This window comes from Flavobacterium sp. LPB0248 (assembly GCF_013388355.1).
Classification (GTDB): Bacteria; Bacteroidota; Bacteroidia; order Flavobacteriales; family Flavobacteriaceae; genus Flavobacterium.
Map to the genome: position 1 here is coordinate 1,630,487 of NZ_CP058246.1, position 24,870 is coordinate 1,655,356.

Annotated in this window: 26 protein-coding genes and 1 tRNA gene; 5 read left to right on the forward strand and 22 right to left on the reverse strand. The window is 32.3% G+C overall.

Features of this window, described 5'->3' with window-relative positions; genetic code table 11:
• Positions 1 to 45: 45 nt before the first annotated feature.
• The 3 genes from LPB248_RS06695 to LPB248_RS06705 form a co-directional block, all read right to left on the reverse strand.
• A complete protein-coding gene (locus LPB248_RS06695; protein ID WP_177210749.1) occupies positions 46 to 846 on the reverse strand; it encodes an SDR family NAD(P)-dependent oxidoreductase in 801 nt (266 codons plus the stop codon).
• A 163-nt stretch (positions 847 to 1,009) separates the two neighbouring features.
• Positions 1,010 to 1,786, reverse strand: a complete 777-nt coding sequence (locus LPB248_RS06700; RefSeq protein ID WP_177210750.1) for a hypothetical protein — start codon at positions 1,784 to 1,786, stop codon at positions 1,010 to 1,012.
• 58 nt (positions 1,787 to 1,844) lie between these two features.
• Positions 1,845 to 2,561, reverse strand: a complete 717-nt coding sequence (locus LPB248_RS06705) for an RHS repeat domain-containing protein (RefSeq protein ID WP_177210751.1) — start codon at positions 2,559 to 2,561, stop codon at positions 1,845 to 1,847.
• Between the two features lie 432 nt (positions 2,562 to 2,993).
• Between LPB248_RS06705 and LPB248_RS06710 the strand changes: the two genes are divergently transcribed.
• Together LPB248_RS06710 and LPB248_RS06715 are read left to right on the forward strand one after the other, a co-directional pair.
• Positions 2,994 to 3,065: transfer RNA gene (locus tag LPB248_RS06710), tRNA-Glu, on the forward strand.
• Between the two features lie 105 nt (positions 3,066 to 3,170).
• Positions 3,171 to 4,370 (forward strand): PQQ-binding-like beta-propeller repeat protein, encoded by a 1,200-nt coding sequence (locus LPB248_RS06715; protein ID WP_177210752.1) that lies wholly within the window; start codon positions 3,171 to 3,173, stop codon positions 4,368 to 4,370.
• A 74-nt stretch (positions 4,371 to 4,444) separates the two neighbouring features.
• On the opposite strand, the gene LPB248_RS06720 is transcribed toward LPB248_RS06715, so the two are convergent.
• Positions 4,445 to 4,750, reverse strand: coding sequence for a hypothetical protein (locus LPB248_RS06720; protein ID WP_177210753.1), 306 nt, complete (start codon positions 4,748 to 4,750; stop codon positions 4,445 to 4,447).
• Positions 4,751 to 5,010: 260 nt separating this feature from the next.
• Positions 5,011 to 5,853, reverse strand: a complete 843-nt coding sequence (locus tag LPB248_RS06725; RefSeq protein WP_177210754.1) for a Two component regulator three Y domain protein — start codon at positions 5,851 to 5,853, stop codon at positions 5,011 to 5,013.
• A gap of 180 nt (positions 5,854 to 6,033) precedes the next feature.
• On the opposite strand from LPB248_RS06725, the gene LPB248_RS06730 reads away from it, so the two are divergent.
• Complete coding sequence (locus LPB248_RS06730) at positions 6,034 to 6,522, forward strand: DUF1761 domain-containing protein (RefSeq protein WP_177210755.1); 489 nt, start codon at positions 6,034 to 6,036, stop codon at positions 6,520 to 6,522.
• Positions 6,523 to 6,639: 117 nt separating this feature from the next.
• Positions 6,640 to 7,785: a GNAT family N-acetyltransferase gene (locus LPB248_RS06735; RefSeq protein WP_177210756.1), complete on the forward strand. Its 1,146-nt coding sequence runs from the start codon at positions 6,640 to 6,642 to the stop codon at positions 7,783 to 7,785.
• Between the two features lie 182 nt (positions 7,786 to 7,967).
• On the opposite strand, the gene LPB248_RS06740 is transcribed toward LPB248_RS06735, so the two are convergent.
• Positions 7,968 to 8,837, reverse strand: coding sequence for a diacylglycerol/lipid kinase family protein (locus tag LPB248_RS06740; RefSeq protein ID WP_177210757.1), 870 nt, complete (start codon positions 8,835 to 8,837; stop codon positions 7,968 to 7,970).
• A gap of 61 nt (positions 8,838 to 8,898) precedes the next feature.
• Between LPB248_RS06740 and LPB248_RS06745 the strand changes: the two genes are divergently transcribed.
• Positions 8,899 to 9,861: an App1 family protein gene (locus tag LPB248_RS06745; protein WP_177210758.1), complete on the forward strand. Its 963-nt coding sequence runs from the start codon at positions 8,899 to 8,901 to the stop codon at positions 9,859 to 9,861.
• 264 nt (positions 9,862 to 10,125) lie between these two features.
• Here LPB248_RS06745 and LPB248_RS06750 read toward each other — a convergent pair whose 3' ends face one another.
• The 16 genes from LPB248_RS06750 to LPB248_RS06820 all read right to left on the reverse strand — a co-directional run bounded on the left by LPB248_RS06750 (position 10,126) and on the right by LPB248_RS06820 (position 24,869).
• The gene (locus LPB248_RS06750; protein ID WP_177210759.1) at positions 10,126 to 12,048 is read right to left on the reverse strand and encodes an ABC-F family ATP-binding cassette domain-containing protein; all 1,923 of its coding nucleotides are present in this window, start codon (positions 12,046 to 12,048) and stop codon (positions 10,126 to 10,128) included.
• Between the two features lie 232 nt (positions 12,049 to 12,280).
• The gene (locus LPB248_RS06755) at positions 12,281 to 13,279 is read right to left on the reverse strand and encodes a TerC/Alx family metal homeostasis membrane protein (protein ID WP_177210760.1); all 999 of its coding nucleotides are present in this window, start codon (positions 13,277 to 13,279) and stop codon (positions 12,281 to 12,283) included.
• 29 nt (positions 13,280 to 13,308) lie between these two features.
• Complete coding sequence (locus tag LPB248_RS06760; protein WP_177210761.1) at positions 13,309 to 14,820, reverse strand: helix-hairpin-helix domain-containing protein; 1,512 nt, start codon at positions 14,818 to 14,820, stop codon at positions 13,309 to 13,311.
• 2 nt (positions 14,821 to 14,822) lie between these two features.
• Entirely contained in the window at positions 14,823 to 16,088 is a 1,266-nt protein-coding gene (locus LPB248_RS06765; protein ID WP_255463034.1) for a PP2C family serine/threonine-protein phosphatase, read from the reverse strand.
• A complete protein-coding gene (locus LPB248_RS17055) occupies positions 16,089 to 16,232 on the reverse strand; it encodes a hypothetical protein (protein ID WP_255463035.1) in 144 nt (47 codons plus the stop codon).
• Between the two features lie 5 nt (positions 16,233 to 16,237).
• On the reverse strand, positions 16,238 to 17,290 hold the full coding sequence (locus tag LPB248_RS06770) for a TerY-C metal binding domain-containing protein (RefSeq protein ID WP_177210762.1): 1,053 nt from the start codon (positions 17,288 to 17,290) through the stop codon (positions 16,238 to 16,240).
• Between the two features lie 254 nt (positions 17,291 to 17,544).
• A complete protein-coding gene (locus tag LPB248_RS06775) occupies positions 17,545 to 18,030 on the reverse strand; it encodes a hypothetical protein (RefSeq protein WP_177210763.1) in 486 nt (161 codons plus the stop codon).
• 2 nt (positions 18,031 to 18,032) lie between these two features.
• Positions 18,033 to 18,668 carry a vWA domain-containing protein gene (locus LPB248_RS06780; protein WP_177210764.1) on the reverse strand — a complete coding sequence of 212 codons (636 nt, stop codon included), beginning with the start codon at positions 18,666 to 18,668 and terminating at the stop codon, positions 18,033 to 18,035.
• A 77-nt stretch (positions 18,669 to 18,745) separates the two neighbouring features.
• Positions 18,746 to 19,384: a vWA domain-containing protein gene (locus LPB248_RS06785; RefSeq protein ID WP_177210765.1), complete on the reverse strand. Its 639-nt coding sequence runs from the start codon at positions 19,382 to 19,384 to the stop codon at positions 18,746 to 18,748.
• A 176-nt stretch (positions 19,385 to 19,560) separates the two neighbouring features.
• Positions 19,561 to 20,220, reverse strand: a complete 660-nt coding sequence (locus LPB248_RS06790; protein ID WP_095928645.1) for a TerD family protein — start codon at positions 20,218 to 20,220, stop codon at positions 19,561 to 19,563.
• A 19-nt stretch (positions 20,221 to 20,239) separates the two neighbouring features.
• On the reverse strand, positions 20,240 to 20,791 hold the full coding sequence (locus LPB248_RS06795) for a TerD family protein (RefSeq protein ID WP_177210766.1): 552 nt from the start codon (positions 20,789 to 20,791) through the stop codon (positions 20,240 to 20,242).
• Between the two features lie 8 nt (positions 20,792 to 20,799).
• Complete coding sequence (locus LPB248_RS06800) at positions 20,800 to 21,765, reverse strand: hypothetical protein (protein WP_177210767.1); 966 nt, start codon at positions 21,763 to 21,765, stop codon at positions 20,800 to 20,802.
• 35 nt (positions 21,766 to 21,800) lie between these two features.
• Positions 21,801 to 22,886 (reverse strand): toxic anion resistance protein, encoded by a 1,086-nt coding sequence (locus LPB248_RS06805; protein ID WP_177210768.1) that lies wholly within the window; start codon positions 22,884 to 22,886, stop codon positions 21,801 to 21,803.
• Between the two features lie 6 nt (positions 22,887 to 22,892).
• Entirely contained in the window at positions 22,893 to 23,501 is a 609-nt protein-coding gene (locus LPB248_RS06810) for a TerD family protein (protein ID WP_177210769.1), read from the reverse strand.
• A gap of 3 nt (positions 23,502 to 23,504) precedes the next feature.
• The gene (locus tag LPB248_RS06815; RefSeq protein WP_177210770.1) at positions 23,505 to 24,059 is read right to left on the reverse strand and encodes a TerD family protein; all 555 of its coding nucleotides are present in this window, start codon (positions 24,057 to 24,059) and stop codon (positions 23,505 to 23,507) included.
• A gap of 3 nt (positions 24,060 to 24,062) precedes the next feature.
• Positions 24,063 to 24,869, reverse strand: coding sequence for a phosphoribosyltransferase family protein (locus tag LPB248_RS06820; protein WP_177210771.1), 807 nt, complete (start codon positions 24,867 to 24,869; stop codon positions 24,063 to 24,065).
• Position 24,870 lies beyond the last annotated feature (1 nt).

Below are 24,870 nucleotides of genomic sequence, written 5' to 3' on the forward strand. Positions count from 1 at the left end.
AAATAAAGCTGCTCTTTTAACATAGATTTAATTCAAGCAACTTACTTACAAATCTGATTTTGGACCTTTTGAAATGATGGATCTTATTACGCCAGGAAACCATCTTTGCAGCCATACGGCTAGTTTGCCGTGTCCCGTGAAGATGTAATTTCTTTTTCGTTTTAAAATAGCCTCTACCATCACTTTTGCAGCTTTATCAGTAGGCCACATTAAATTTGATGGTCGCGGATCTGTCTGTTCTGGATGCCAAATTCCATCATTATCTATTCTTGCAATTTCCGAAACCACAAATCCGGGATGCATCGTAGTGCAGCTCACACCCGTTCCCATTAATTCAACCTGCAAAGTTTGGCCAATAGAATTTACAGCCGCTTTTGAAGCACCATATGCGCCCACATTAGGATTAGGAAGATAAGCGCCGACGCTTCCAACTAAACCAATTCTCCCTTTGTTTTCCTTTAAATGTGGCAGTGCGTATTTTACCGTTAAGGCTAATCCTGTAACATTACCTTGCAATTGCCTGTTCCAATCCTTGGCTGTTAGGTTTTCGATACTTCCAAAAATGCCAAAACCAGCATTGGCTACAACCACATCCAAACGCTCCCACTCTTTAATAATTTGTTGGACTGCATTTTCAATAGAAGTTTCTTCCATTATGTCACACGGAATCACTAGCGCTTCTCCACCTGAATCTCTAATCGAATCAGCAACTTCATCCAGCAGTTCTTTTCGCCTTGAAGAAAGAACCACTTTATACCCTAATCTTGCACATTCAAGAGCCATCGATTTTCCAATGCCAGATGAAGCACCTGTTATCCATATTACTTCTTCTTTTGCGTTTGTCATTTTTGCAGCATTTACCTCAAAGATATAACTTATTCATTACAAACTAAATAACACAAAATCAGGAATTTCATACTCACATATTCGCGATTGGAAAGACTGTATTAACGAGGACGAAATTCTATTTTAAAAAGAATAAAACTTTAGAGAAAATCTGGAGCTTTATTTACATAATCTCTTCAAAAGACATTGCTTCTTCAAATGAAATTTCTTTAGTTTTAAAAACACTTTCTATATTAACGATGCTTTTAACTCTTTCAATAATTTCTTCTGTCTTCTTACTTTGAATATTGTTTGGCAAAATTTCAGAATAATAACTTATTTGATTCTGCCAATCACGCACAAATTGCTGTTCTTTTACATTTTCGAGCTTGCTAAAAAGCCCATGATTTTCATTAATAAGATGTGAAAGCATTTTTTTGATTCCGTCTTTTTTAGCCATTTCATCATCATTATAAAGTTGCTTTATTGGTCCAGTCATTCCTGGACAAATATTTGTAAAATCCCAATCAGAGATTTTGATTGCGGTTATTTCGTCCTCCGTCCAAAATGCATCATTAAGTTCATTAATATAGAAATGATTATTCTCTTTTTCGATTAGGGAGTAGAAAGGAAACGGAAAAAGTTTTGACAACTCCAACACTTGGTTGTCAGTTGCACTTGATGGTAACCAAAAATCGGTTTCGAAATCCAGTTCAAATTCTTGCTCGAAAAAAGAAGATACCTTTTCTATCAACTCAAGATCTTTATCATAATCGTTAGTCGAAAAAACAAAATCTTTAATAATCGGATTGTCATTTCTTAGAAAATCGATAGTCAGTTTTTCGATTAAATCTTCAGCTTCAGAAACAGAAAAGCATTTTCCTATTATTTGTCCAAATCCGCCATATTTGTAAGCGTCACCATCCCAAAACAAATATGATTTTCGAATTATTATTTCCATAGTTTAATTCTTCATTTGACGTTTTTCTTATTTCCTAAATAGACCATAAATTTTCTACCTAATAATACTCTAATTTTCTTTCCGTAATAAATTTCGCTTTTCCATCTCTAGATTCAATTTGCTCTATCCAATTGCCTTTATCATCGAGTTTAGTATACTTAAAAATCATATCTATTGACGAATACATACCAACATACAATCTTCTAGTCATATTTCCATTTGCGTCATATTCATAGCTATTGGTCGTATAGGCATCTTTTTCTTTTAAAAGTCTGCCATCTTTATCATACATTAACGTATTGCCACCATAATAGACTAAATTTTTGTTTCGATCATACTTGTTAGCATAGTTTTTATCTTTTTCGCTTGTACTTTTTTCTATTATCCTTAGCGAATCTTTTTCGACTTTATAATTAAAAACCCTAGTATTTTTTAGTTCCCCATTCGAATGAAACTCTTCTTCCTCTTTCACAAGTCCACGCCAATTATATTTATATTTTTTATGATATTCTACAAGCTCATTGTTTAGCGAATAAACAATATATTCGCTTTTAAATCCTTTTTTATTATATGTTGTCACACTATTTCCCATAAATAAACCAGCATGTTCTTTACCTTTAACTAAAACACCATCTTGATCAATTGCTTCAAAAACTTTAAATGTTACCGATTTCACATTTCCTTTAAGATTATTTTGCTCTCGAGTTGTTTTTGAAATGGTTGAACAGCTCTGCATCAAAAAGAGCAATAACAATAAAGTAATAGTGTTTTTCATTAAATATTTGGTTTTAGTTGGAGCTACAGCGAACTTAAAAATGAACTGAACAATAACGTCTGAGTTGCTGTTTCAAATATATTGTTTTCTTTCTAGAAATTAGTTCAATTGATCTTGATTAAGAAAACATTCAACAAAAACACTTGTTTTGAAAGATTGCGTACCAATAAAAAACATAGGATTATTCTTTCGAAAACAAAATTACCCAATATTTCGAAAAAATATTTTCCTCTCAAAAAAACAAGCCTTTTCTTCGCATACACATAAAACAACAAATTACTAATCAAACAAATACAACCACATTAACTCGATTAAAACTCAAAAAACGATCATCTAAAATAATTTCCAATCAAAAAAAAATTAAAATTTTTTCTCAAAATCCTTTGTACATCTCAAAAATAGTTGCACTTTTGCACCCGCAATAGCAAAGCAGGTCCGTTCGTCTATCGGTTAGGACGCCAGGTTTTCATCCTGGTAAGGGGGGTTCGATTCCCCCACGGACTACTTACTAAGACAAAAGCTTCAGAGAAATCTGGAGCTTTTTTTGTTTATATTTACTCCGTTAAATATTTTAAAGAAGACAATCAAAAAATCAACCCAAATCTTAAAATGAAACACAAATTAATAGCCCTTTTATTTGTATTCGCCTTTGCAAATATGTCTGGACAAGCGCCCGCCAGCAAAACCAATTACACAAACAGTAAATTACCTGCAGAAGAAGCTGTTACTAACAAGTCTCTAAAACCCCTTAAAAAGATTTCTCTAGACGATTCCTCAATTTTAATTTACGATTACGACGGTTCTCTTTTTTCATGGGATTTAGAAGTAGAAAGCATTGTTTGGACCGTAAAAGCTTCAGATGCTCATACCGAAATGTGCGCCAACAAAATAACCATACACGATGGCGTTGTATATATTCCGTTTATTAATGGAGAAATTTATGCCGTAGATAACGGAACGGGAACTATTTTCTGGAAATCTAGAATAGGAAACATTACAGACCAAATTGTTTTAAAAGATCAGACTCCAATTATAGCTAATGGAAAACTTTTTATCACTGCCCAAAATCAGAATCAGAGCAGTAATTTATATGCTTTGGATCTAAAAGATGGAAGCTTGGCTTGGAACTACAAACTAGACACTCCAAACAACGATATTGAGCCACTTTATTTCAACAATAAGATCTTTACCCAAAGCGCAAACAATGTGTATTGTTTTGAAGCTAATACAGGAAAACTGCTTTACCAAAAAAGCTTTGACGAAACCATGACTGGAAAACCAGTTACAGATGGTGAAAGCATTTTTATAGCAGGCGACAAGAATTGGCTTTATGCTTTAAAACCAAACAGCTTAGATGTTTTATGGCAATTTAAAATAGACGAAAACCAGAACAGCGTTAAAGAACGCATAGTATGCCACGACAAAAAATTATATTTTGCGGCACAAGATCCTGAAGTTTCATCTATTTACGCTGTAGATTCTAAAACAGGAACTCAGCTTTGGAAAACAGATTTTAAAGGTGATAATGTAGAATACATTGTAAAAGAAGTTGATAACCTTTGGGGATACACGCGCAAAAAGAAACTTTTTGAATTGGACTTAACAAACGGAGAAATCGCTTTTGAAGAAAAACTAACTACACTGCCTATTTCTAATATTGAATTTCCTGCCGATGACAACTTGCTTTACTATTATTGCGATGCAGGCTTAATTCAGTTTGATTTAAAAGAAAAAGACGAAAACGTATACTACATGCGTACTTCTATTAAAGATGACGCTTATAGCGCCTATTTAAAGATAATTCGATAAGAACTTCTTACTTTTTGAAATAAAAAAAAGACCATTTTTTCAAATGGTCTTTTTTATCCTCTTTTGAGAAAAATTTATGCTCTAAACAAAGCATATTTATTGTAGTTAAACAAAACTACATCATAAGGAACATAAAGCGAAACTATTTTCTCTGTTGATTCATTGAATGTGATTCCGTTGTGCTTTCTAAACAAGTAAATTTCTTTCAAGCAATTAGAAAGACTCTGGTGAATTTCACTTGTAAAAGTTGGCAGTTTCTTGTCGCCTACCAAAAGATCAATCTGGTAGTTTGAACTGCTTTTTGACAAGTTATTTCCAATAATTCTAATTGTAAAAGTTGTTGGTTTTCCGTACTGCTCACCTTGATATTGTAGTGTCATGATTTCTTCTTATTAAGTAATTAGTAATACCGCTGATTAATCGGTTTTTGGTTCTCCGGATACTTTTATTAAAGTTATAAAATTTTAGACAAACATAAAGAATTCAATTCTAAATTAAATGTTATTTTTTTAAAAGACAAAACCTCTAGAAACCATAAAACCGTAACATAGTTACGGTTTTGGCAATTAACTAAATATATTTAATCAACTTGTTTAACGAGTGTAAAATTCATTCATAAGCATCGATTAATTTTGGGTAACTATTGTAATTTATTTTCTTGGTTTATTTCTAATAAAAACGGATTTCCGTTTTCGTCCATCATGGTCATATTTAAAGCATCTAACAATGCTGTCTTTTTTGAAACTTCGCCTGTAAATTTATTGTACGAAAGATTTAATTCTTCCAAACTGCCAAGCTTTTCAATTTCTTGCGGAATCGCGCCTGAAAATTCATTGTCAAATAAACTAAAATTCTCTAACGCACTCCAATTAATAATTTCGTTTGTCAAATTTCCCGACAGCTTATTATTATTCAGCAGCAATACTTTTAGACCAGCGATTTTATAAATCGAAACAGGCAGTTTTCCGTTTATCTCATTATGGCAAACAGCTAAAATTTCTAACTGATTCAGCTTTCCAATTTCTAACGGAAGCTCTCCTGAAATCTTATTCATAAAAAGCTCTAAATCTTTCAATTTTGTCAATTGGCAAATCGAAGACGGAATTGTTCCTGACAATTTATTATCGGCAATATTAAGCGCTTCCAATTCTTTTAGATTAAAAATGGAAGAAGACAAACCTCCTTCAATTTTATTCTTTTCCAAATTGAGCGATTCCAAATTTATAAGATCGTAAAAAGCCTCGGGCAATTCTCCTTGTAGATTATTGTCTGCCAAATTTAATGCAACAACTTTTCCGTTTTCAGCTTTAACACCGTACCAGGTAGAAACAGATAGACTTAAGTCCCATTTGTTTTTCCATTGCAAACCATTTGTTGCATGGTACAATTTTATAAGCGCTTCTTTTTCTTTATCCGAAACAGCATCTGCCAAAACGTTTAGCGAAAAGGCAAATAATAACGAAAGAGTAAATACAATTTTCATAACAGATTTGGGGATTTGTTATAAGGGTAAAAATATACAATTCGTAGGTAAAATACACTAAATATCGGCAAACTGTTGATAAAAATTTTACTTGTAGGATTTGTACTGCTTTTTAATATTTTTAAAAACCTGCATTTTTTTTGATTACATTTGATCAACTAATTCTAAAAACCTCACATTATGCAAATTAACTTCGTTGCTTTATTCATTGCAGCCATTGTCACACTCGTAACTGGTTTTATCTGGTACAGCCCAAAAGTATTCGGAACCATCTGGATGAAAGAAAATAATCTTACTCAAGAAGAGTTAAGAAAAGGAAATATGCTTAAAATTTTTGGTCTTACGTATATTTTTTCTTTAATGATTACAATGACTTTAATGTCTCTTACTATTCATCAGTCTGGTGCAATCGGAATGGTTGGCGGACCTCCTTTAATGGATAGCGCAAAACCTTCTTTTGCAGCTTTTATGGCAGATTACGGAATGGCTTACAGAACTTTTAAACATGGTGCGCTTCACGGCTTTATGTCGGGACTATTTTTTGCTTTTCCGTTAATTGGAATCAATGGTTTGTTTGAAAGAAAATCTTGGAAATATATTTTCATCCATAGCGGATACTGGATTCTTACTCTAACTCTTATGGGCGGAATCATTTGCGGATTTGCTTAATATCATTTATAAAAAACCCGTTTGAAGAATAATCTCAAACGGGTTTTCTTAATAATAACTTAAACCCCTTTAGTTATTATAAATATTCTCTAATTTTGAAGAAATTAGCTCACTCTTTTGAATACAACATATTCTTTCCAGATTTACAAAAGCGCATCATTACTGCCTGTAGAATGGAACTCGCTTGCAGCAAATAACATTTTTTTGACACGCGAATATCTCGAAGTGCTGGAAAACTCTTGTCCAGTAAATATGACTTGCCATTTTATTGGTCTTTTTGAAGAGAAAAAATTAATCGGAATTGTGTTAACGCAGTTCTTATTTGCAGAAAAACTCGAGTCTTTTGGAGAGCGCGATAAATGTTTAAAAACTTCGGTGCGTAATTTTGCTTTAAAGAATTTTGCTTCGCATGTTTTATTTGTCGGAAACAATATGCTAACAGGACAAAATGCTTTTATTTTTGATAAAAACATTAAAGGATCCAAAGCAATTAAGACGCTTCATAAAGCAATTAATCAACTAAAAAAAGACTTAAAAGAAAGCGGAAGAAAAGTTCACATTACGAGCATAAAAGATTTTACTGCAAAAGAAATCGAACCGCTTCAAGCTGAATTCAAAAACAATTACACGTTTTCTACTCAGCCCAATATGATTTTTAAAATCAATGAAAATTGGAAATCAGAACAAGATTATATTGATGCATTGTCCAAAAAATATCGAGATCAATACAAACGCGCACGAAAAAAATCGGAAGGAATTGTAAAACAGCAAATGTCACTTTCTGACATTAAACAATATGAAGATATTATTTACGATCTTTATTTTCATGTGGCCAAAAATGCTCCTTTCAACACTTTTTTTCTAGCTCGCAACCACTTTAGCTTTTTCAAAGAAATAATGGGAGAAAATTTTCTTTTGTATGGTTATTTCTTGGATGAAAAACTAATCGGTTTCAATACTTTAATAAAAAATGGAGATGTAATGGATACCTATTTTTTAGGCTATGACGAAAGTGTGCAGCGTGAAAAAATGCTGTATTTAAATATGCTTTACGATATGATTGCGTATTCTATCAAAAAAGGTTTCCACGAAATTGTTTTTGCCAGAACCGCTCTTGAAATCAAAAGTTCTGTTGGAGCAAAACCTGTAAAAATGTACGGTTTAATTACGCACAGCAATGCTTTAATTAATCATAACATTTCTAGATTTTTTAATTATTTGGAACCAAAAACAGAATGGCAGGAGAGAAATCCGTTTAAATAAAAAATGTGTCGCTCCGCTGGAGCTTTTAGAACTTGTGACTCATACACTTTCTACAAATATTTCGCTCCTAACGGAGCTTTTTTTAGCTCTGGAAGAGCGAAATATTTATAAAAAAATTAGCTGTAAAATATAAAAGCTCCAGCGGAGCGACATAATTCAACATCAATATTTCTTCAATAAAATCACGGAACAGCAATTTTCATCTGCTTATGCAGAATATGAATTTCTAACGAAGTCTGCGCACCGCAATATTCACCATCAATTTGAAAATTAACGGGATAATCTGTTTTAATTTCAGCTCTATCGGTCGAGATAATTACAATATCATCAGAATCAATTGGCATATTTCCCGTAATTATTTTTCCAATTAAAAGCAGATCAAGGCTCTTTAAAATCACCAGCTCAAACTTCCCATCATTCATGGCACCATTCGGATTGATAATTACACCTGTTCCATATTTCTGCGAATTAGCAATTACAATCATTCTTGCTACATGTTCGACCGTTTTATTATTTGCCGAAATCGTAGCTACAAAAGGTTCTTCAGATTCTTTGAGCGTCGTAAAAGCCTGCAATGCATAGCCCCAAAAACCACGCACATCGCTTTGCTCGTAATTTTTAACCAGATTGGCATTTAATCCTAAGTCGCTTAAATGAATGCTTTTTTTGCCATTGATGCAAATCATATCCATTTCGATATAATGGTGCAAAAAGGCTATTTTAAGGTTCTCCTCTATTCCTGTCGGTAGATTTAAGTCAACTGAAAGTCCGTTTGCAGAGCCAGCCGGCAAAATCCCAATTATGACATCTTGATCTTCCATCGCCTCAGCCACCATTTTTATGGTTCCGTCTCCTCCCGCAACAATAATTCGTTCTGGTTCCGATTCGCTATATAAAGATTGTATTGCTTTTAAATCATTTTTCCCTGTAGTCTCATACACTTTCAAATCGAAATGATTAGTTACAGCAAACTCTTCGACAGCATCTATCAAATCCGATTTATCTAAGTCTCCAGAAATAGGATTTACCACAAACAGAATATTCTTTTTCAAAATTTTATTTTTAAAACCAATTAAATTAAGTAATTTACAGTTACATAAATATACGTAATTAATGAAACCAATTCTACAATTATATCGCGGTTATGCAAATGAACAAGAGTTAATTGTAATGGGGCATGTTTTTAAAAGGGAACACAAATACAATTTTGAGAACAGGAAATTAAAAAATGCCACTTCGATCCTTAAATTGTTCAGAATAAAAACCATCAAAAATTTTGACGTATATCTTCATTACAACAACGAAATAATTCATACCAAAACACTAGACGATGGGTACTTTAACTTTTGTATTCCACTAGAAAAAGAAACACATTTTGGATGGATGCCTTACGAAGTAAGCTTAAAATACCAAAATGAAACCACAACCTGCAAAGGCAGCTTTATACGGCCTCATAAAGGGAAACTAGGAATTATATCCGATATTGATGATACTTTTTTGATTTCGCATACCAATAACATCTTTAGAAAAATTTATATTTTACTGTTCAAAAACGTTAACGATCGTAAAGTTTTTAATGATGTTGTAGCACATTACCAAGCATTAAGTTCTGCTGGAAGAAATAATACCGAAGAAGTAAATGCATTTTTCTATATTTCTAGCAGTGAATGGAATTTATACCGATTTATTGTCAAATTCACGCGAATCAACAAACTCCCAAAAGCGGTTTTTCTACTAAAAGATATCAAAAGAGGAATTACTGATTTTTTCATGAGCGGAAGAGGAAATCACGATCATAAATACGAGAAAATTAAACATGTTGTAGAGTTCTACCCAACTTTAAAATATGTTTTAATGGGCGATGATTCACAGCATGACCCAATACTTTACGAAAGAATTTGCAAAATATTTCCCGTTACCGTTGTTGCGGTTTATATTAGACAAACTGGTAAATCTCCTAAAAAAGAAGTTCAAAAGATTCTGCAAAATTTAGAAAGCCTAAATGTTTCTGTTTGCTATTTTAGAGACAGCAGCAAAGCAATTGAACATTCTAAATCGATTGGAATTATTAAGTAGTTTGTTTCAAGTTTCAAGTTTCAAGTTTCAAGTTTCAAGTTTTGAACTGAATAAATATTTAACCGCAAAGCACGCTAAGGTTTCTATAAGCTTTTATAAAACGCAAAGTTCGCAAAGCTATCTATCGATAAAGCTTTGCGAACTTTTTACATTGCATGCAAACTACAAAAAACTTAGCGTGCTTTGCGGTTAAATTTACCTGTTAAGATTACAATTTGAAACCTGAAACTTGAAACTTGAAACTTGAAACCTGAAACAAAAAAACTAAGCATTCATCCCTTCAATTTCTTCTGAAACAACTTCCCAGTCGATTAACAATTGCTCTAAATCTTGTTTCTTTCTGTTGTAAGCTGTAAAAAATGATGCATCTTCGATATGTTTGTCATAATTGGTTTCTAACATCTTATCGTCGTGCTGGATTTGTTTTTCTAATTGCTGAATCTGACTTTCGATCTTGCTTAACTTGTTTTGAAGTGCTTTTCCTTTCTTCTGATCTTCGTAAGACAATTTACTAGTCTCTTTTTCTTTCGGAGCAGGTGCATTTTTTACCACATCTTTTTTCTCAACTTCGCGCATGTTTTCTAGATTACGCTGTTCTAAGAAAAAGTTGATATCTCCTAAATATTCTTTAATCTTTTGATCTTTAAATTCGTAAACAATATTCGACATTCCTTGAAGAAAATCCCTGTCGTGAGAAACCAATAATAAAGTTCCACCGAATTTTTGAAGCGCGGCTTTTAAAACGTTTTTAGATTTAATATCTAAGTGGTTCGTTGGCTCATCCATAAGCAACACGTTGATTGGCTGCAATAACAACTTACAAAGTGCCAAACGGTTACGTTCTCCTCCAGAAAGCACTTTCACTTTTTTCTCCACATCATCTCCACGAAACAAGAACGAACCTAACATATCGCGAACTTTCATTCGGTTTGTATCAGTCGCTGCATCTTCCATTGTTTGCAGTAAAGTGATTTCTCCGTCTAAATATTCAGCTTGATTTTGAGCAAAATATCCTAATTGTACATTATGTCCCAATTTGATATTTCCTTGGTATTCAAATTCGTTTACTAGAGCTTTAATAAAAGTCGATTTTCCTTGTCCGTTCTGACCGACAAAGGCAATTTTACTTCCTCTTTCTACCAATAAACTAATATCTTTAAGAATCGTTTTATCTCCGTAAGCTTTTGTCACATGTTCAGCTTCAATAACTACTTTTCCAGGTTCTTTTGAAACTGGAAATGAAATATTCATTACCGAATTGTCATCTTCATCAACTTCGATTCTTTCTACTTTATCTAATTTTTTAATCAAGGATTGCGCCATCGAAGCTTTTGAAGCTTTTGCACGGAATTTCTCGATTAATTTTTCTGTTTCTTCAATCTTTTTCTGCTGATTCTTTTGAGTTGCCAATTGCTTTTCGCGAATTTCGTGGCGCAACTCTAAATATTGAGAATATGGCTTATTGAAATCGTATGCTTTTCCTAAGGAAATTTCGATTGTTCTATTCGTTACATTATCCAAGAACATTTTATCGTGCGAAACAATTACCACAACTCCAGGATAATTACGAAGGAAATTCTCCAACCAAATGATACTTTCGATATCTAAGTGGTTAGTAGGCTCATCCAGAAGCAATACATCATTGGATTGCAATAACAGCTTAGCCAATTCGATACGCATTCTCCATCCACCAGAAAATGTTTCTGTTTGGTTATTGAAAACTTCTCTTTTAAAACCAAGACCTAAAAGAATTTTCTCTGTGTCTCCCACATAATTGTAACCTCCAAGAAGTTCAAAACGATGCGTGTAATCAGATAAATCTTCAATGATTTGTCCGTATTCCTCACTTTCATAATCGGTTCTAGTAACCAATTGATGATTGATTTCTTCTAGTTTTTTCTCTACAACTTTAATCTCTGTAAAAGCCTCATACGCTTCTTCTAAAACGGTTCTTCCTTGTTCAAAATCAATATCCTGACGTAGAAATCCCATTCTAATATCTTTCTCCTGAGAAATAACCCCAGAATCTGGTTTAAAATCTCCCGCAAGCATTTTTAGCATTGTAGATTTACCAGCTCCGTTTTTACCAACAAGACCTACGCGGTCGCCGGCACCCAAACGAAAAGTAACTTCTTCAAATAAATAGGTTCCTCCAAAAGAAACAGAAAGATTGTGTATATTAAGCATAATGTATTGCTGTAAATGTAAAGGTTAAAAAACCTTTTTTATTCATTAAATAAATAAACTGTAAACAAGCGAATTATCCTGTTACAATTTTGAAAGTGCAAAAGTATAACTTTTAATTGAAGTTTTGGCACTGAAAAACAATCGCTTTTGCAATATTCTAAAACCAAAAACGGATTGAAAATCACATTGATTTTTCAATCCGTTTTTTAAAATTTAAATTATTCAATACTTTTTAAGCTTCTTTAGGCTCTGGTATTAAGATCGAAGCTAAAACAGAAATTAAAAGTACACCTCCAATTACTAGTAAAGAATAAATAGATTCGATATGGTAGAATGGAGAAATAATCATTTTTATTCCGATAAATGACAAGATAATTGCTAGACCGTATTGTAATTTACTAAACAAATGAATAAAGTTATCTAACAAGAAGAACAATGCTCTAAGCCCTAAAATTGCAAAAATATTAGAAGTGTAAAGAATAAAAGGGTCGTTTGAAATTGCGAAAATTGCAGGAATAGAATCTACCGCAAACAATAAATCTGTAAACTCGATTACCGCTACAACAACTAAAAGTGGTGTTGCCAATTTTTTTCCGTTTTCGAATGTAAAGAATTTATCTCCGTCGTATTTATCGCTAACTTTAAAGAACTTTCTAATCAATCTTGCTCCTCTTGTATTGTTGAAATCTTCATCTTCGTCGTCGTTTCCAGAAGACCAAGATTTTACCCCCGCATATACCAAGAACAATCCGAAAGCTGTCATGATTAAATTAATATCATATTTAAATCCTTCAAATCCTGCAAGGCTTAAGAGTTTGTTTAAATATGTCAATTCGATTAAGAAAGCACCAGAGAAAATGAAAATTGCTCTTAGAACCAATGCTCCAATAATACCCCAAAATAATACTTTATGTTTGTTTTGATTGGCAACATCAAAAAACTTAAATACTAAAATGAATACAAAAAGGTTATCTACAGAAAGTGCTTTTTCAATCCAATATGCCGATTGAAATTCATAGAATTTAGCTGCACCTGCAAAATAGTACACTAAACCACTAAAGATCATGGCTAAACTAATCCAAACTAATGACCAGGTTACAGCTTCTTTATTTGTTACTACGTGGCTTTTTTTGTTGAAGATTCCTAAATCTAACAGCAGCATAATTACTACTGCAATCGCAAAAACGATAATTAAACCGGGATGTTCCGAAAAGATTGGGTGTTGATTCATTTTGAGATATTAATTAAGTTAATTTTGAATTATGTATTGGCCATTGTTACCATAATGACCCTTCCTCCTTCTTCATTCGAAAGAAGTATTTTTTTTCCGTGTGTAAGCTCCACCATTGTACCTATTGGAATTTCCTTGTCTTCCGTTAAATCTTTCAATGAAGTTAGTTTTTGATTTACTAACACCCATTTGCCATTAAAAAAAGTAAAATAGCCAACTGGCACTTTGTACTGTGGCATCAACTTCTCATTTCTGACAACATTACGATTAACGTGCCATTGAAACAAATATTGATCATTATAAACCATTAATCGATGGTTCTCGGGCTTCCAAGTCGTTTCTTGAAATTGATAATACAAATCTAAAACAGGAAGCGTGCCTTGATGCGCCGTACCACAGAAAGGACACTTTGGCGTGTTAGTATTGTCAAAAACATACCATTTTTGCTCGCATGTTGGGTTATGGCATTTCTGCATTAAATCAGTTGTTTTAAGCAACGCTATTTCCCACTCTTCTGCATTTGGCCTTTGCATCGGATTATGTAATCCGTCGATAAAAACTTTATCAAATAAGGCTTTCAAATAAGGACCCGTTATGGTATATGGCAATTTTGTTATATCAGCCCACGGCAAATCCCACTTAGAAACTTGATTTAATTTTGGTCTGTTTGTGGCATCTGTAGGATGTTCTATAAACATCGCTTTTTCTCCCATTGATAATAAATCGTCTATTTCAGTATCTAAATCATGGACTTTTCCTCCTTTTAAAGGATGTCTATGCAATAGAAACATATAAATCAAAACTGGAAGCGCATGCAGATCTGTCAATCTGTTTGGCAATTTCCTATTCGGATCGTTTTTATCCAAATGCTTGCTCGAAAGTACTTCTGGTGCAATAAATTCGGCTGTACCGATTACTTCTGCAGGAAACAATCCTGGCACAACTAATCCGTCCAAATCTATCATACAAGCCGATCTTTCTATCGGATCGATCAACACATTATTGTATGATAAATCAGAATGAGCCAATCCCATGGCATGCATTTTTTTAACGCCTCTAGAAAGATTTACGCAAACCTGAAAATAGCTTAACCAATCGCCCAACTCAGAATTGGCAACACGTAACGGAAAATGCGGATTTCTAAATTTTGGTCCAGCGAACCATTTCCCGTTTTTTTCTTTTCCTTGAATTAATTCACTGGTTTGGTATCCTTTTTTAAAGAAGAATTTTGGCTTATAAACAGGGACAATAATTCCCGTTAAACCATTGTATTCAATAACATCTGTTGGCCATCTAAAAACTTCATTTAAATAATAATCTCCAGCTTCTCCATTTTGGATTTGAGTATAATATTTATTGGTAATCTTTTCCAGTCTTTCTTTCTGATTGAAATCTAATTTATCTCTAAAAATAGCAACAACATATTTTCTGTCTGGGCTAAAATAAACGTCTTTTACTCCACCACGCATGGGGTCTCCGTTATCAACAAATTGATACGTTTTTGTAGTGTCGTTTATTGATTTTACTGTAACTGTACTCATGTTTAGTAAATTATAGCGAGTGTTCTGTCGTCATGATTGCCTGGACTCCAAAAGTCCATCCAAGTCGAAAGTTGTTGTGCAATATCTGCATTTTCATTTTCAAAATCAACTTTATATCCATCTTCATTATTACCTTCTAAATCAGACAGAAATTCATTCCATTTTTCAATTTTTTCCAAATTGGCTTCAACCACAAATTTGGGATCATAAATTCCGTCTGTCATTAGCATCAGATAAGAGAAATCGTCTACCAATTTAAAGCCGAAACGTGATGAAAGTTTATCACTTTGAAAAATCTCAGGCATCGTAATAAAACGTGTTCCTCCACCAAATTCACCAACATCGATAACATTCATCAATGTAATTTCGGTTAAATCTTTATTTAGCAAACCAATGGGACAATCTCCAACTCCAAAAGTTAAAACAGCATATCCAAAATCGTATTTTTTAACTAAAGTGAAAATTAAAGTTGCATGGAATTTTTTCAGCTCTTCGTTATTCGCCTTCGCAAATTCTTCAATATTCTGATTGACAAAATGAGCTGCTTTTAATAAAGTATTGTATCCAAAATGAGATATTTTTTTGGATGAATCTGAATCTGTTTTATTGTAATGATGAAGTAAAATCTCGTCAAATTCTTTTAAATTTTCTTTATCTAGATTTTCTTCAAAATAGTCAATTAAAGTATCGCAAGCTAATTTTGAACCTTTTCTCGATAAAGCCGCCGAACCCGCTCCATCTGAAACAGCCAAAACACTCCAACCATTTGTATCAAAATTTTTGAATGCAAAATCGTCTTCTCTAAAAGAGCCAACATTAGCATGACTTCTTCCTCTTTTGGAAGCCACAACTATTTTTTTATCTAAAAAAGTACTCGCAACTGCTACATTATCTTCTTTACTAAATGGAGCATTTTTATCACTTTCAATATTTTTCCAAAGTGATTTCGGGTCAGGATTTATAATTAAGGTGAAAACTTTTTCATTTAAAGGCGCTTCTTCAGATTCACCATCAATTTTAAAAAGCATTTTCATTTTTAAGTCACCGCTTATTTTTGGATTTCCAGAAAGCAATCCTTCTTCGCAATCAAATGAAAGTCCGGTTTCTTCTAAATTTTCAATTTGATACGAAATAATATCATCCCAGCCCAATTGAATAAAATCAATTTTTGCTTGGTATGCTTTATTTACAGTACCATTTGGCAGAAAAACAGATTGATTCGCAATATCATCTATTCGATTTATTAAGTTCCAATTTTGCATCATCATCTACTGTTTCTCTTTAATTATTTTTACTGCTGTAATATTGGTTTCATTGCTAATAAAATCTTCAAAAAGCAATTGTTTGCTTTTTGGAATATCGATTTTATTCTGGAATAAAAAAGACTGAAGATATCTTTTGGTCTCTTCCATGCGTATTATCCTTGTGTTCTGTTTACATCAAAACCACCTTCTCTATAACCATAAGAACCCTGATTATTACACCACGGACAAGTACTAATCTGCTCGTCGCCAATACAATGTATTTTTTCGCAAACGCATACTGCAAATGCAATTTGATTACCGCAGCAAGGACAAGTTGGAGCACCGAATAATTCTTCTGTATTTACTTTAGTATTGAAATTACTATTGTCAGCCAATTCAAAATAATTATTATCAACTTGGTAAGCGCCAACTAATTTGTAATTTTTTGATGCCAATTCGATTCCTGCATATATAGAATGTGCAATATTTTTGCGGTATTTCATCAAATATGGCCTTTTCGTATTTTGACATTTACCGCTTAAAACCACATAATTATCATCTACATATCGTTTATTTGGTTCTTCTTTGGCTAGATCTATTTTAGAAAGTGTTTCTCCGTCTAATTTTGCCAATTCAAATCCAGATGAATTATTTTCAACACTAATACTACTTGTTTTAATAGAATCTGTAACCCATTTAAAAAACTCTTTGTACGATTGTACATTTGTATTTTTAAAATGAAGTACGTTTTCTGTCAATTGACCTAACAATTTTGTATCTGTTTCATTTCCAAATGAAACCGCAATCAAATTTGCTGTTCGCTGCCAATTATTTTTCCATTCGTTTATTGCCGCTTGGGAATCATCTGTCGGCACTCCGTCGGTAAATAAAAAAATAATTGGTTTCCAGTCTCCTTTTACCTCATAAGTAGTTTTAACAATATTATTTCTTAATTCATACATTAAATGACCTAAACCTTTACTTAGTGACGTACCACTTCCAATTGGAAATTTTGGCGGATAAAAGCTGACTATTTCCTGCAACGGCACTAAAGTTTTTGGCTGTCCAGCAAATACAATTATAGAAACATAAACGGTTTCTAAAGCATGCGGATCTGTTTTTAATGCCTGAATAATAGTAGCCAAACCTTCTTCAACTTGTTGGATTGGTTCTCCAACCATTGATTCAGAAATATCAATTAAAAAATATATTGGCAATCTTCTCATTTTAAAGGAATTTTAATAATATAAAAAAAATAATCAAGAGTATATATTTGTGTCATATCAACCATTAATACTACTTCAATTAAAAAAGGTTTTATGAATGTTTTTAGGAAATTGAATATGGGTGAAAAAAATACTATTGAAAAAATCAAAAATGCTTCTGTACTTTGGATTCAATTTGGCTTGATTAGGCAATAATTTGGAATATAAAAACAGCCCTACAATTAGAATTTGAATAAATATTTTTAATAAATACATTATGAAACTGCATTTATTAATTCGTTAGCAATTTCTTTAAAAACTAATTCTTCATCGGCATTTATTTTCCTTGATCCGTATACCGAAACACCATCATTTACAGTCATATAATTGATTGAAAAAGAAGCTCCATAACATTTGTTAGAGCTGTTATATGGTATAGCATGCATAACTTTTATATACATACAATTATGACATATAATAACGTCATCTATATAAAAATCACTCTGCACATAACTGTTTAACAACGTACGACGCGCTTTTTCAATAGAAAAGCCACTAATTCCGGCAGTTTTATAGCAAATATTTAAACTGTCGATATTCATGTTATCTAATTTTTCTTGCTGTGTAAATTCATGAACAACTTCATAAGTTACGTCTCTGTAAAAGCTTCTATTATCGTTGCCATACGAGGATTCATTTACTTTTTGAACTATATGTACAATTAAACTAATAATTGTTATCAAGGTTCCTAGCAATTCCATGATTAAATCACAACAGTTATTTCGCTTGGCGGCGGGGGCAATGTTACATTTTCTCCTGTTCCTTGGCTTTTATTTCCTTGCTCTATAGTTTCAGAAACCCATTTAAAAAATGATTTCAAAGTGGAACTGTCAGCAGAATCTAAATGAACAACATTATCTGTAAGTTCTTTCAAAATGCTATCGTTTGCCATATGGCCAGCAGCGCAACCCACTACAGCACCAAAATCTAAGGCTTTAACTTCTTGTATTTTTTCTCTATAGAACTGAATGTCTGACGGTTTTCCATCTGTAAAAACAAAAAGCAATGGTTTCCAATCGCCTTTTTGAGTTGCAGACCCTCTGATAACTTCTGCTTTTACTTTTTGAATTACAAAATCTAATCCTGCACCAGTATTGGTTGGACCACTTTGCGGACACGTTATTTCAGGAAGCTGAAAATGCACTAGTTCCGTCAACGGCACAATTTCTTTTACTTCTCTGTCATACGTTATAATACTAATCCAAAGAGAATCTAATGCCTGGGCATCTGACCGAAGTGTATTTATCATACCGCTCAAAGCATTATTCAAAGCTTGAATTGGCTCTCCGTACATTGAACCCGAAGTATCTAGCAAAAAATATACTGGTAGTCTTCTCATAATAATTTTTAAAAACTAGTAAAACAATGAATTCGTGAACTATTAATTATATGGCATAACTCCGCCTTATACTGAATTTAAACCACAATATTTAATTCAGATGGCGGCGGAGGTAATTCTTTTACATTTGTAAATTCTCTGCCTAAATCTTCAATTTTTGTAGAAGTTACACCAATTGAAGCTGTTACCCATTGAAAAAACTTGCCAATACTAGCGCTATCTGCGTTTTCTAAACTTACCACAGTATCGGTAATTTGTTTTAGAACATTGGTATCTGCACCGCCTCCCGCTGCACAAGCAACCGTAAAAGCTGTTTTTACTTTTTTAAATTCTGCAAGACCGCTTTCCCAATTATCTGTCGGAATTCCGTCAGTCATAATAAATACTAATGGTTTCCAATCGCCTTTTTGCTCTGTTGTTGTTTTTGCAACTTCAGTTTCTATTTTCTGTGCAGTCAATTTTAAAGCATCTCCTAAAGCGGTTACTCCACTTGCTTTTAAATCGACCATTTGAAAAGAAGCCAAATCAGTTAAAGGTATAATTTGTTGAGCTGTACTATCAAAAGTAATAACACTCAAAAACGCAGTTTCTATTGCTTGCGGATTTTGACGCAATGAACTGATCATCATTTGCACACCGTTTTTAACCGCTTCAATAGGTTCGCCAGTCATCGAACCAGATGTGTCTAAAAGCAAATATACAGGCAGTCTTCTCATGATATAACTATTTATACAGGAATTTTATTGATTGGAGTTCAGGAGTGCTATAAACATTAGAACTTCTTTTTAAAATCGCTACTAAAAACGAAATAATGCATATTAATATTACAAGTTCCTCAGCTTGATCAACAAATCTATCACCTGAGAAACTCTAATCCATTAATGTTTTCAGTTTATAGGTAAGATTGAACTATTTTATGAATGGTTTGTCCTAAAAAAGTATCGTCTGTTGGATCTCCAATTGCGCTAAATTTCCATTCTCCATTACGTTTGTACAATTTTCCCATAATGATAGATCGCTTGTTTACGTATTGACGGTCTGCGGCTACATTATACGAAGCAAATTCAGAAACTACTTTTGTTGGAGTTCCTTCATACATTCTAATTTTCGCATAAGGAATTTGAGAAAAGTCTTCTTTTCCTGCATTATTAAGAAAGAAAAATATCTGATTTACTTTGGCATCAACTTTAGAAAGGTCAACTGTAATAATTTCATTATCCAAACCGTCATCACCACCTGTATCTCCTGCAAGGTCATCACCAGTATGTTTCAATGCACCATCTACACTTATCAATTTACCTTTTGGCAAACCAAATTGTTGTAAAACCTCTACTCTATAAAGTGGAGAATACAAATGATCGCAAAGTTTGTTTTGATCGTCGATTAATACACAGCTTAAATCTAAATCAATATCCACAACATTTTTTGATAATCCTAAAAAGCCTTTTGTTTCAATAGCTCCCCAGTTTACTCCAACACAGAAGTTGGTTAATGTTTCACCACTAGTTTTTCTTAAATCAATTTTTTGACCTTTGGTTAAGTTAATCGCCATTTGAGTTAATGTTTTAAAATTAATTATATTTATTTAAGTAATCTTGTAGACCGCCTTTCATTCCAATACCAACAGCTTCAAATTTCCACTCTTCATTTCTTTTGTAAATCCTTCCAAATTCTACAGCTGTTTCTATAGAAAAGTCTTCATCAAGTTCATATTTCACTAACTCAACATTAGATTGATCTAAGATTCTGATAAATGAATTTCTAATTTGACCGAAGTTTTGTCTTTTTGTATCGGCATGATGAATCGTAACTACAAAACAGATCTCATGAACATCTGGAGAAATTTTAGATAAGTCGATGTAGATTTTTTCATCATCTCCGTCTCCATCTCCAGTTAAATTATCACCTGCGTGAGTAACTGCTTGATCAGGTGATTTTAAATTATTGTAATAAATAAAATGATTGTCATTTGGAATTTTTCCATTTGCACCAACTAAAAAAACTGAAGCATCCAAATCAAAACTTGATCCTGTGCTGCTTGCATTACTATCCCATCCTAATCCTACAGTAAATTTTGGAGCATCGATACTTTGTCTTTGTCCTTTCTCTAAGTTAATTGCCATTTTATTTTTTAATTAATATTAATATTCAACATTGTTTTTAAAATATTAGTCTGTTCATCAACATTCTGTAATTCATCCAGAAAATCTACAGACGAAATTTTTTCTAGATATTCATTTAGCACTTCTAGAACGCTTTCAGACAGTGTTGTTTTTATCGTACTAAGTTCATTTTTTAGTTCCGCATTTTTATTTTTCAGCCCTTTTATAATAATTTGTTTAGAAGAATCATTTTTAGAAAGATCAATTCCTTTTACGGCTTCTTCATTTAAGAAATAGAATGATTTTTCGTTAGCAACAAAAACAAATTTGTCATTAGAATCCCTGAATTCATAAACTTCTATAATCTCATTATTACAAACCAATCCACAAGAAAATTTGATCTTAAAACCTAAAATATTTAATCGTCCTAAAAGCTTTCTTTCAAATCGTGCGTGTGCATTTTCATATACACTTTTATTAAACTGCGAAAGTTTTTCGTATTGTTCAATTGTAATTTCTCTGTAATATTCTGCTTGTATACTTTGTGAGTATGCCAGCAAATCATTCCAATTAAAAAAAACATCTTTTTCTGTGACAAATAATTGATAGAGTTCTTCTATCTTTCTTGACATATTTTGAGCATGAAGCTGCAATTGTTTTGCAAGCTTTGTCTCCCCGATTTCCGCTTTTAATTTTGCTAAAATATCTTCGTTAATATAAATCTCATCTGAAATTAAAACATACTGTTGTTCTTTTGATTTTTTTAGTTTTTGAAACAAATCAATTAAACTATTAGTATACTGAATATGAAAGAGTTCTAATTTATTAATATCTAAAATTCTATTTTTTTCAAAGAGTTTGTGAATGATTTTAGTCCTTACCAAAACTCCAACAAGATCCTTGTGATTAAAGAAATTGGATAACAATTCTAAAACCACTAATTTTCTATTACTCTCTTTTATTATTTCAAGATATCTCTCCTCTTCCTCCTGCATTTATTTAATTTCCAAACATTCAATTTTTATTAATCTTAGCTTACAACACCTTTTTTCAATTCTTGTTCTAGACTTTGTAAACCGGCATCAAGCTGTCTTCTTGTTTCTGCACCTTGCTCGTGAATTTGTTTCACTTCTGTCAAAGTATCAATCAAAGATTTTGTTGTCATCTTAAGTGTTTCAAGAGAAACTACTGTATTTTCGTTTTCTTTAGCCACTTCAATACTATTTTGTTTCAGCATTTCAGCATTCTTCTGTAAAATAGTATTTGTTGTTTCTGATACTTTTCTTTGTACTTCGATATTTTGTTTTTGCCTTTGAAGTGCCACTGCAAGCGTAAGTTGGTTTTTCCAAACTGGCATTGTTGTAGTCAGGATAGACTGTGCTTTTTCTGCAATAGAAGTATTGTTGTTTTGCACCACTCTAATTTGTGCCAAAGATTGTAACATGATAAAACGGACAATCTTCATATCAGCCAGACGTTTGTCTAAACGATTGATGAAAGTTCTCTTATCTGATATTTGATAATCCTGATATTGAGCACTATTTGCTTCCATTACAGCTAATTCTTCGTTTAATTCTTTAAAACGAATTTGTCCTGCAATAATGTGTTTCTCCATTTCTTTGATAAGATTCACATTTCCATCAAACATAGTTTGAAGTGCGCTGTTATCTTTCACAGAATTAATCATTCCTGCTTTTACCTTATTACTGATTTTATCAATATTTACAGTAATCCTGTCGTATTCCTGGAATAGTTTTTTTACGTCAATAATAAATTTATTAAGCAACGGAATTTTTGAAATGAATCTTTTAAACGGACTTTGATTTAACTGTTCAACGTCTATATAGTTCAATTCAGTCAATAAATCATTAATCAAACCTCCTACTTCTCCAGAATTATAAGTTCTAACGTTCGTTAAGAAATTATCACTTTGTTTAGCGATAGAATTTTGAATTTCGGCGCCATAATTGAGAATAGAATTGGCGTCATTTTCATTCAATTGATTCGAAATGCTTTGATAATTATTTACTTCTGCTTCTGTAATTGAAGCTAAGTTTACATTTCCATCTTTATCAATCAAAGCAGAATTCTCCTGAGTAACTAATTGATTTTCCATTATTTTTTATAAATGATTCTGTTGAATTGTAACAATAGTCTGTTCTAATTTTTTATCGTTTGTTGGCACACCCACTGCATTAAATTTCCATTCGTCGTTTCTTTTATAAAAAACACCTAAAACCATAGAAACATTTCCAGCAAAAGAAGCATCATTTGCAATATCATAACGTGCAAATTCTTGAGTTACTTTAGTTGGAGTTCCTTCATATATTCTGATAGATGCGAAAGGAATATCTTTAAAATCCTGACCTCTAAAACTGTTTATAAAAAACGCAACATGACTTGCAGAAGACGTTAACTGAGAAAAATCTAAAGTAATAACTTCATTGTCCAATCCGTCATCACCATTTAAATCTCCTGTTAAATCGTCTCCACTGTGTTTAATTGCACGATCGTTAGAAATTAATTTTCTAAAGTTTACCGAATCAATATGGTTTTTCTTGTCGTCGTAAACAGCACAACTAGCATCTAGATCTACTGCTTCTTTTTTAATGCCAAAAAATCCTTTTTTCTCGATTGCTCCCCAGTTTACACCTACACAGATGTTTACAAGTTTAGAGCCGTTACTTTTTTCAAGATTAATACGTTGTCCTTTTTCTAAATTAATTGCCATATCTTAGTTATATTTATTTAAATAATCTTCCAATCCACCTTTCATTCCAACACCCATTGCCTCAAATTTCCACTGGCCGTCTTTATTGTAAATTCTTCCAAATTCAACTGCAGTTTCGATAGAGAAATCTTCTTCCAATTCGTATTTAACCATTTCTGTATTGTTAGAATCATCTACAATACGAATAAATGAATTACGTACTTGTCCAAAATTCTGTCTTCTTTCTTGAGCATCGTGAATGGTAACCACGATACAAATTTCTTTTACAGCAGGATTTATTTTAGTTAAGTCAATTTTAATTTGCTCATCATCACCGTCTCCGTCTCCTGTTAAATTATCTCCTGTATGAATAACAGATTCGTCTGGAGCTTTTAGATTATTGTAAAAGATAAAATGAGAATCAGATAATATTTTTCCGTTAGCACCAACAATAAAAGCCGAAGCATCAAGATCGAAACTAGAACCTGTACTACTATTGTTTGTATCCCATCCTAGACCAATTGTAAACTTTGGTGCATTAATATTTTCTCTTTGTCCTTTCTGTAAATTAATAGCCATAATCTAATCTATTTTTATTACGTTAATATTGTTTTTATATTCTAAAATCTGATGATAATTATTACTAATTGCAAGATGAAATAATTCGTTACTTTTCTTTCTAGAAATATTAGAAATTAAATAAGCAAATTGTTTATCGTCAAGGCTTAATATATATTTTACGATTCTCGTATTGTATTGAAAATCTTCACTGTTTACAATAGAAACAATGTCTTCTACATTTTTAACCGCAAAATAATTGTAGTGATTTTCTATTTTCGGATGAATCTCTTTATTAGCCAATTCTGCGTAGTATACAAATAGAAAATCTCCTTTCACATTATACTGGTCCAAAATTTTATTTACTGTATGCTCGTGGCTTCCTGTTATTTTAATATCGTCTACAAAAATGCATAGTTTGCCCTCAATAAAATTACGATCGATGTAATATGTATCATTCGATATTAATTTTACTCTTTGTTCAAAATCTAAATTACCGTAATCTGTTACGTAAGTTTGATTTCTATAAATTTTAGATTCTATACAAGCTTTTTTTCCATTTTTAAACAAATAGCTGTTTAGCTCTTTTTTAAAATAATAGCACAAAAAGTTTGATGCGGTTGGGATAGACAAATAAGGACTTGGTAAAATAACAATTTCTCTATTTGATAAAATTAAATCTTCATGTTGGGCAACAAATCCGTCAAAAAGATCTTCTGCAAATTTCTCTGCAAAAAACTTATCTCCAAATTTAAATCTGCTGTATTCTGCCTCTTTAAAAGGGCAGATTTCTTCTTCAAGAATTTTATGTAAACTATAGCTTATATTCACT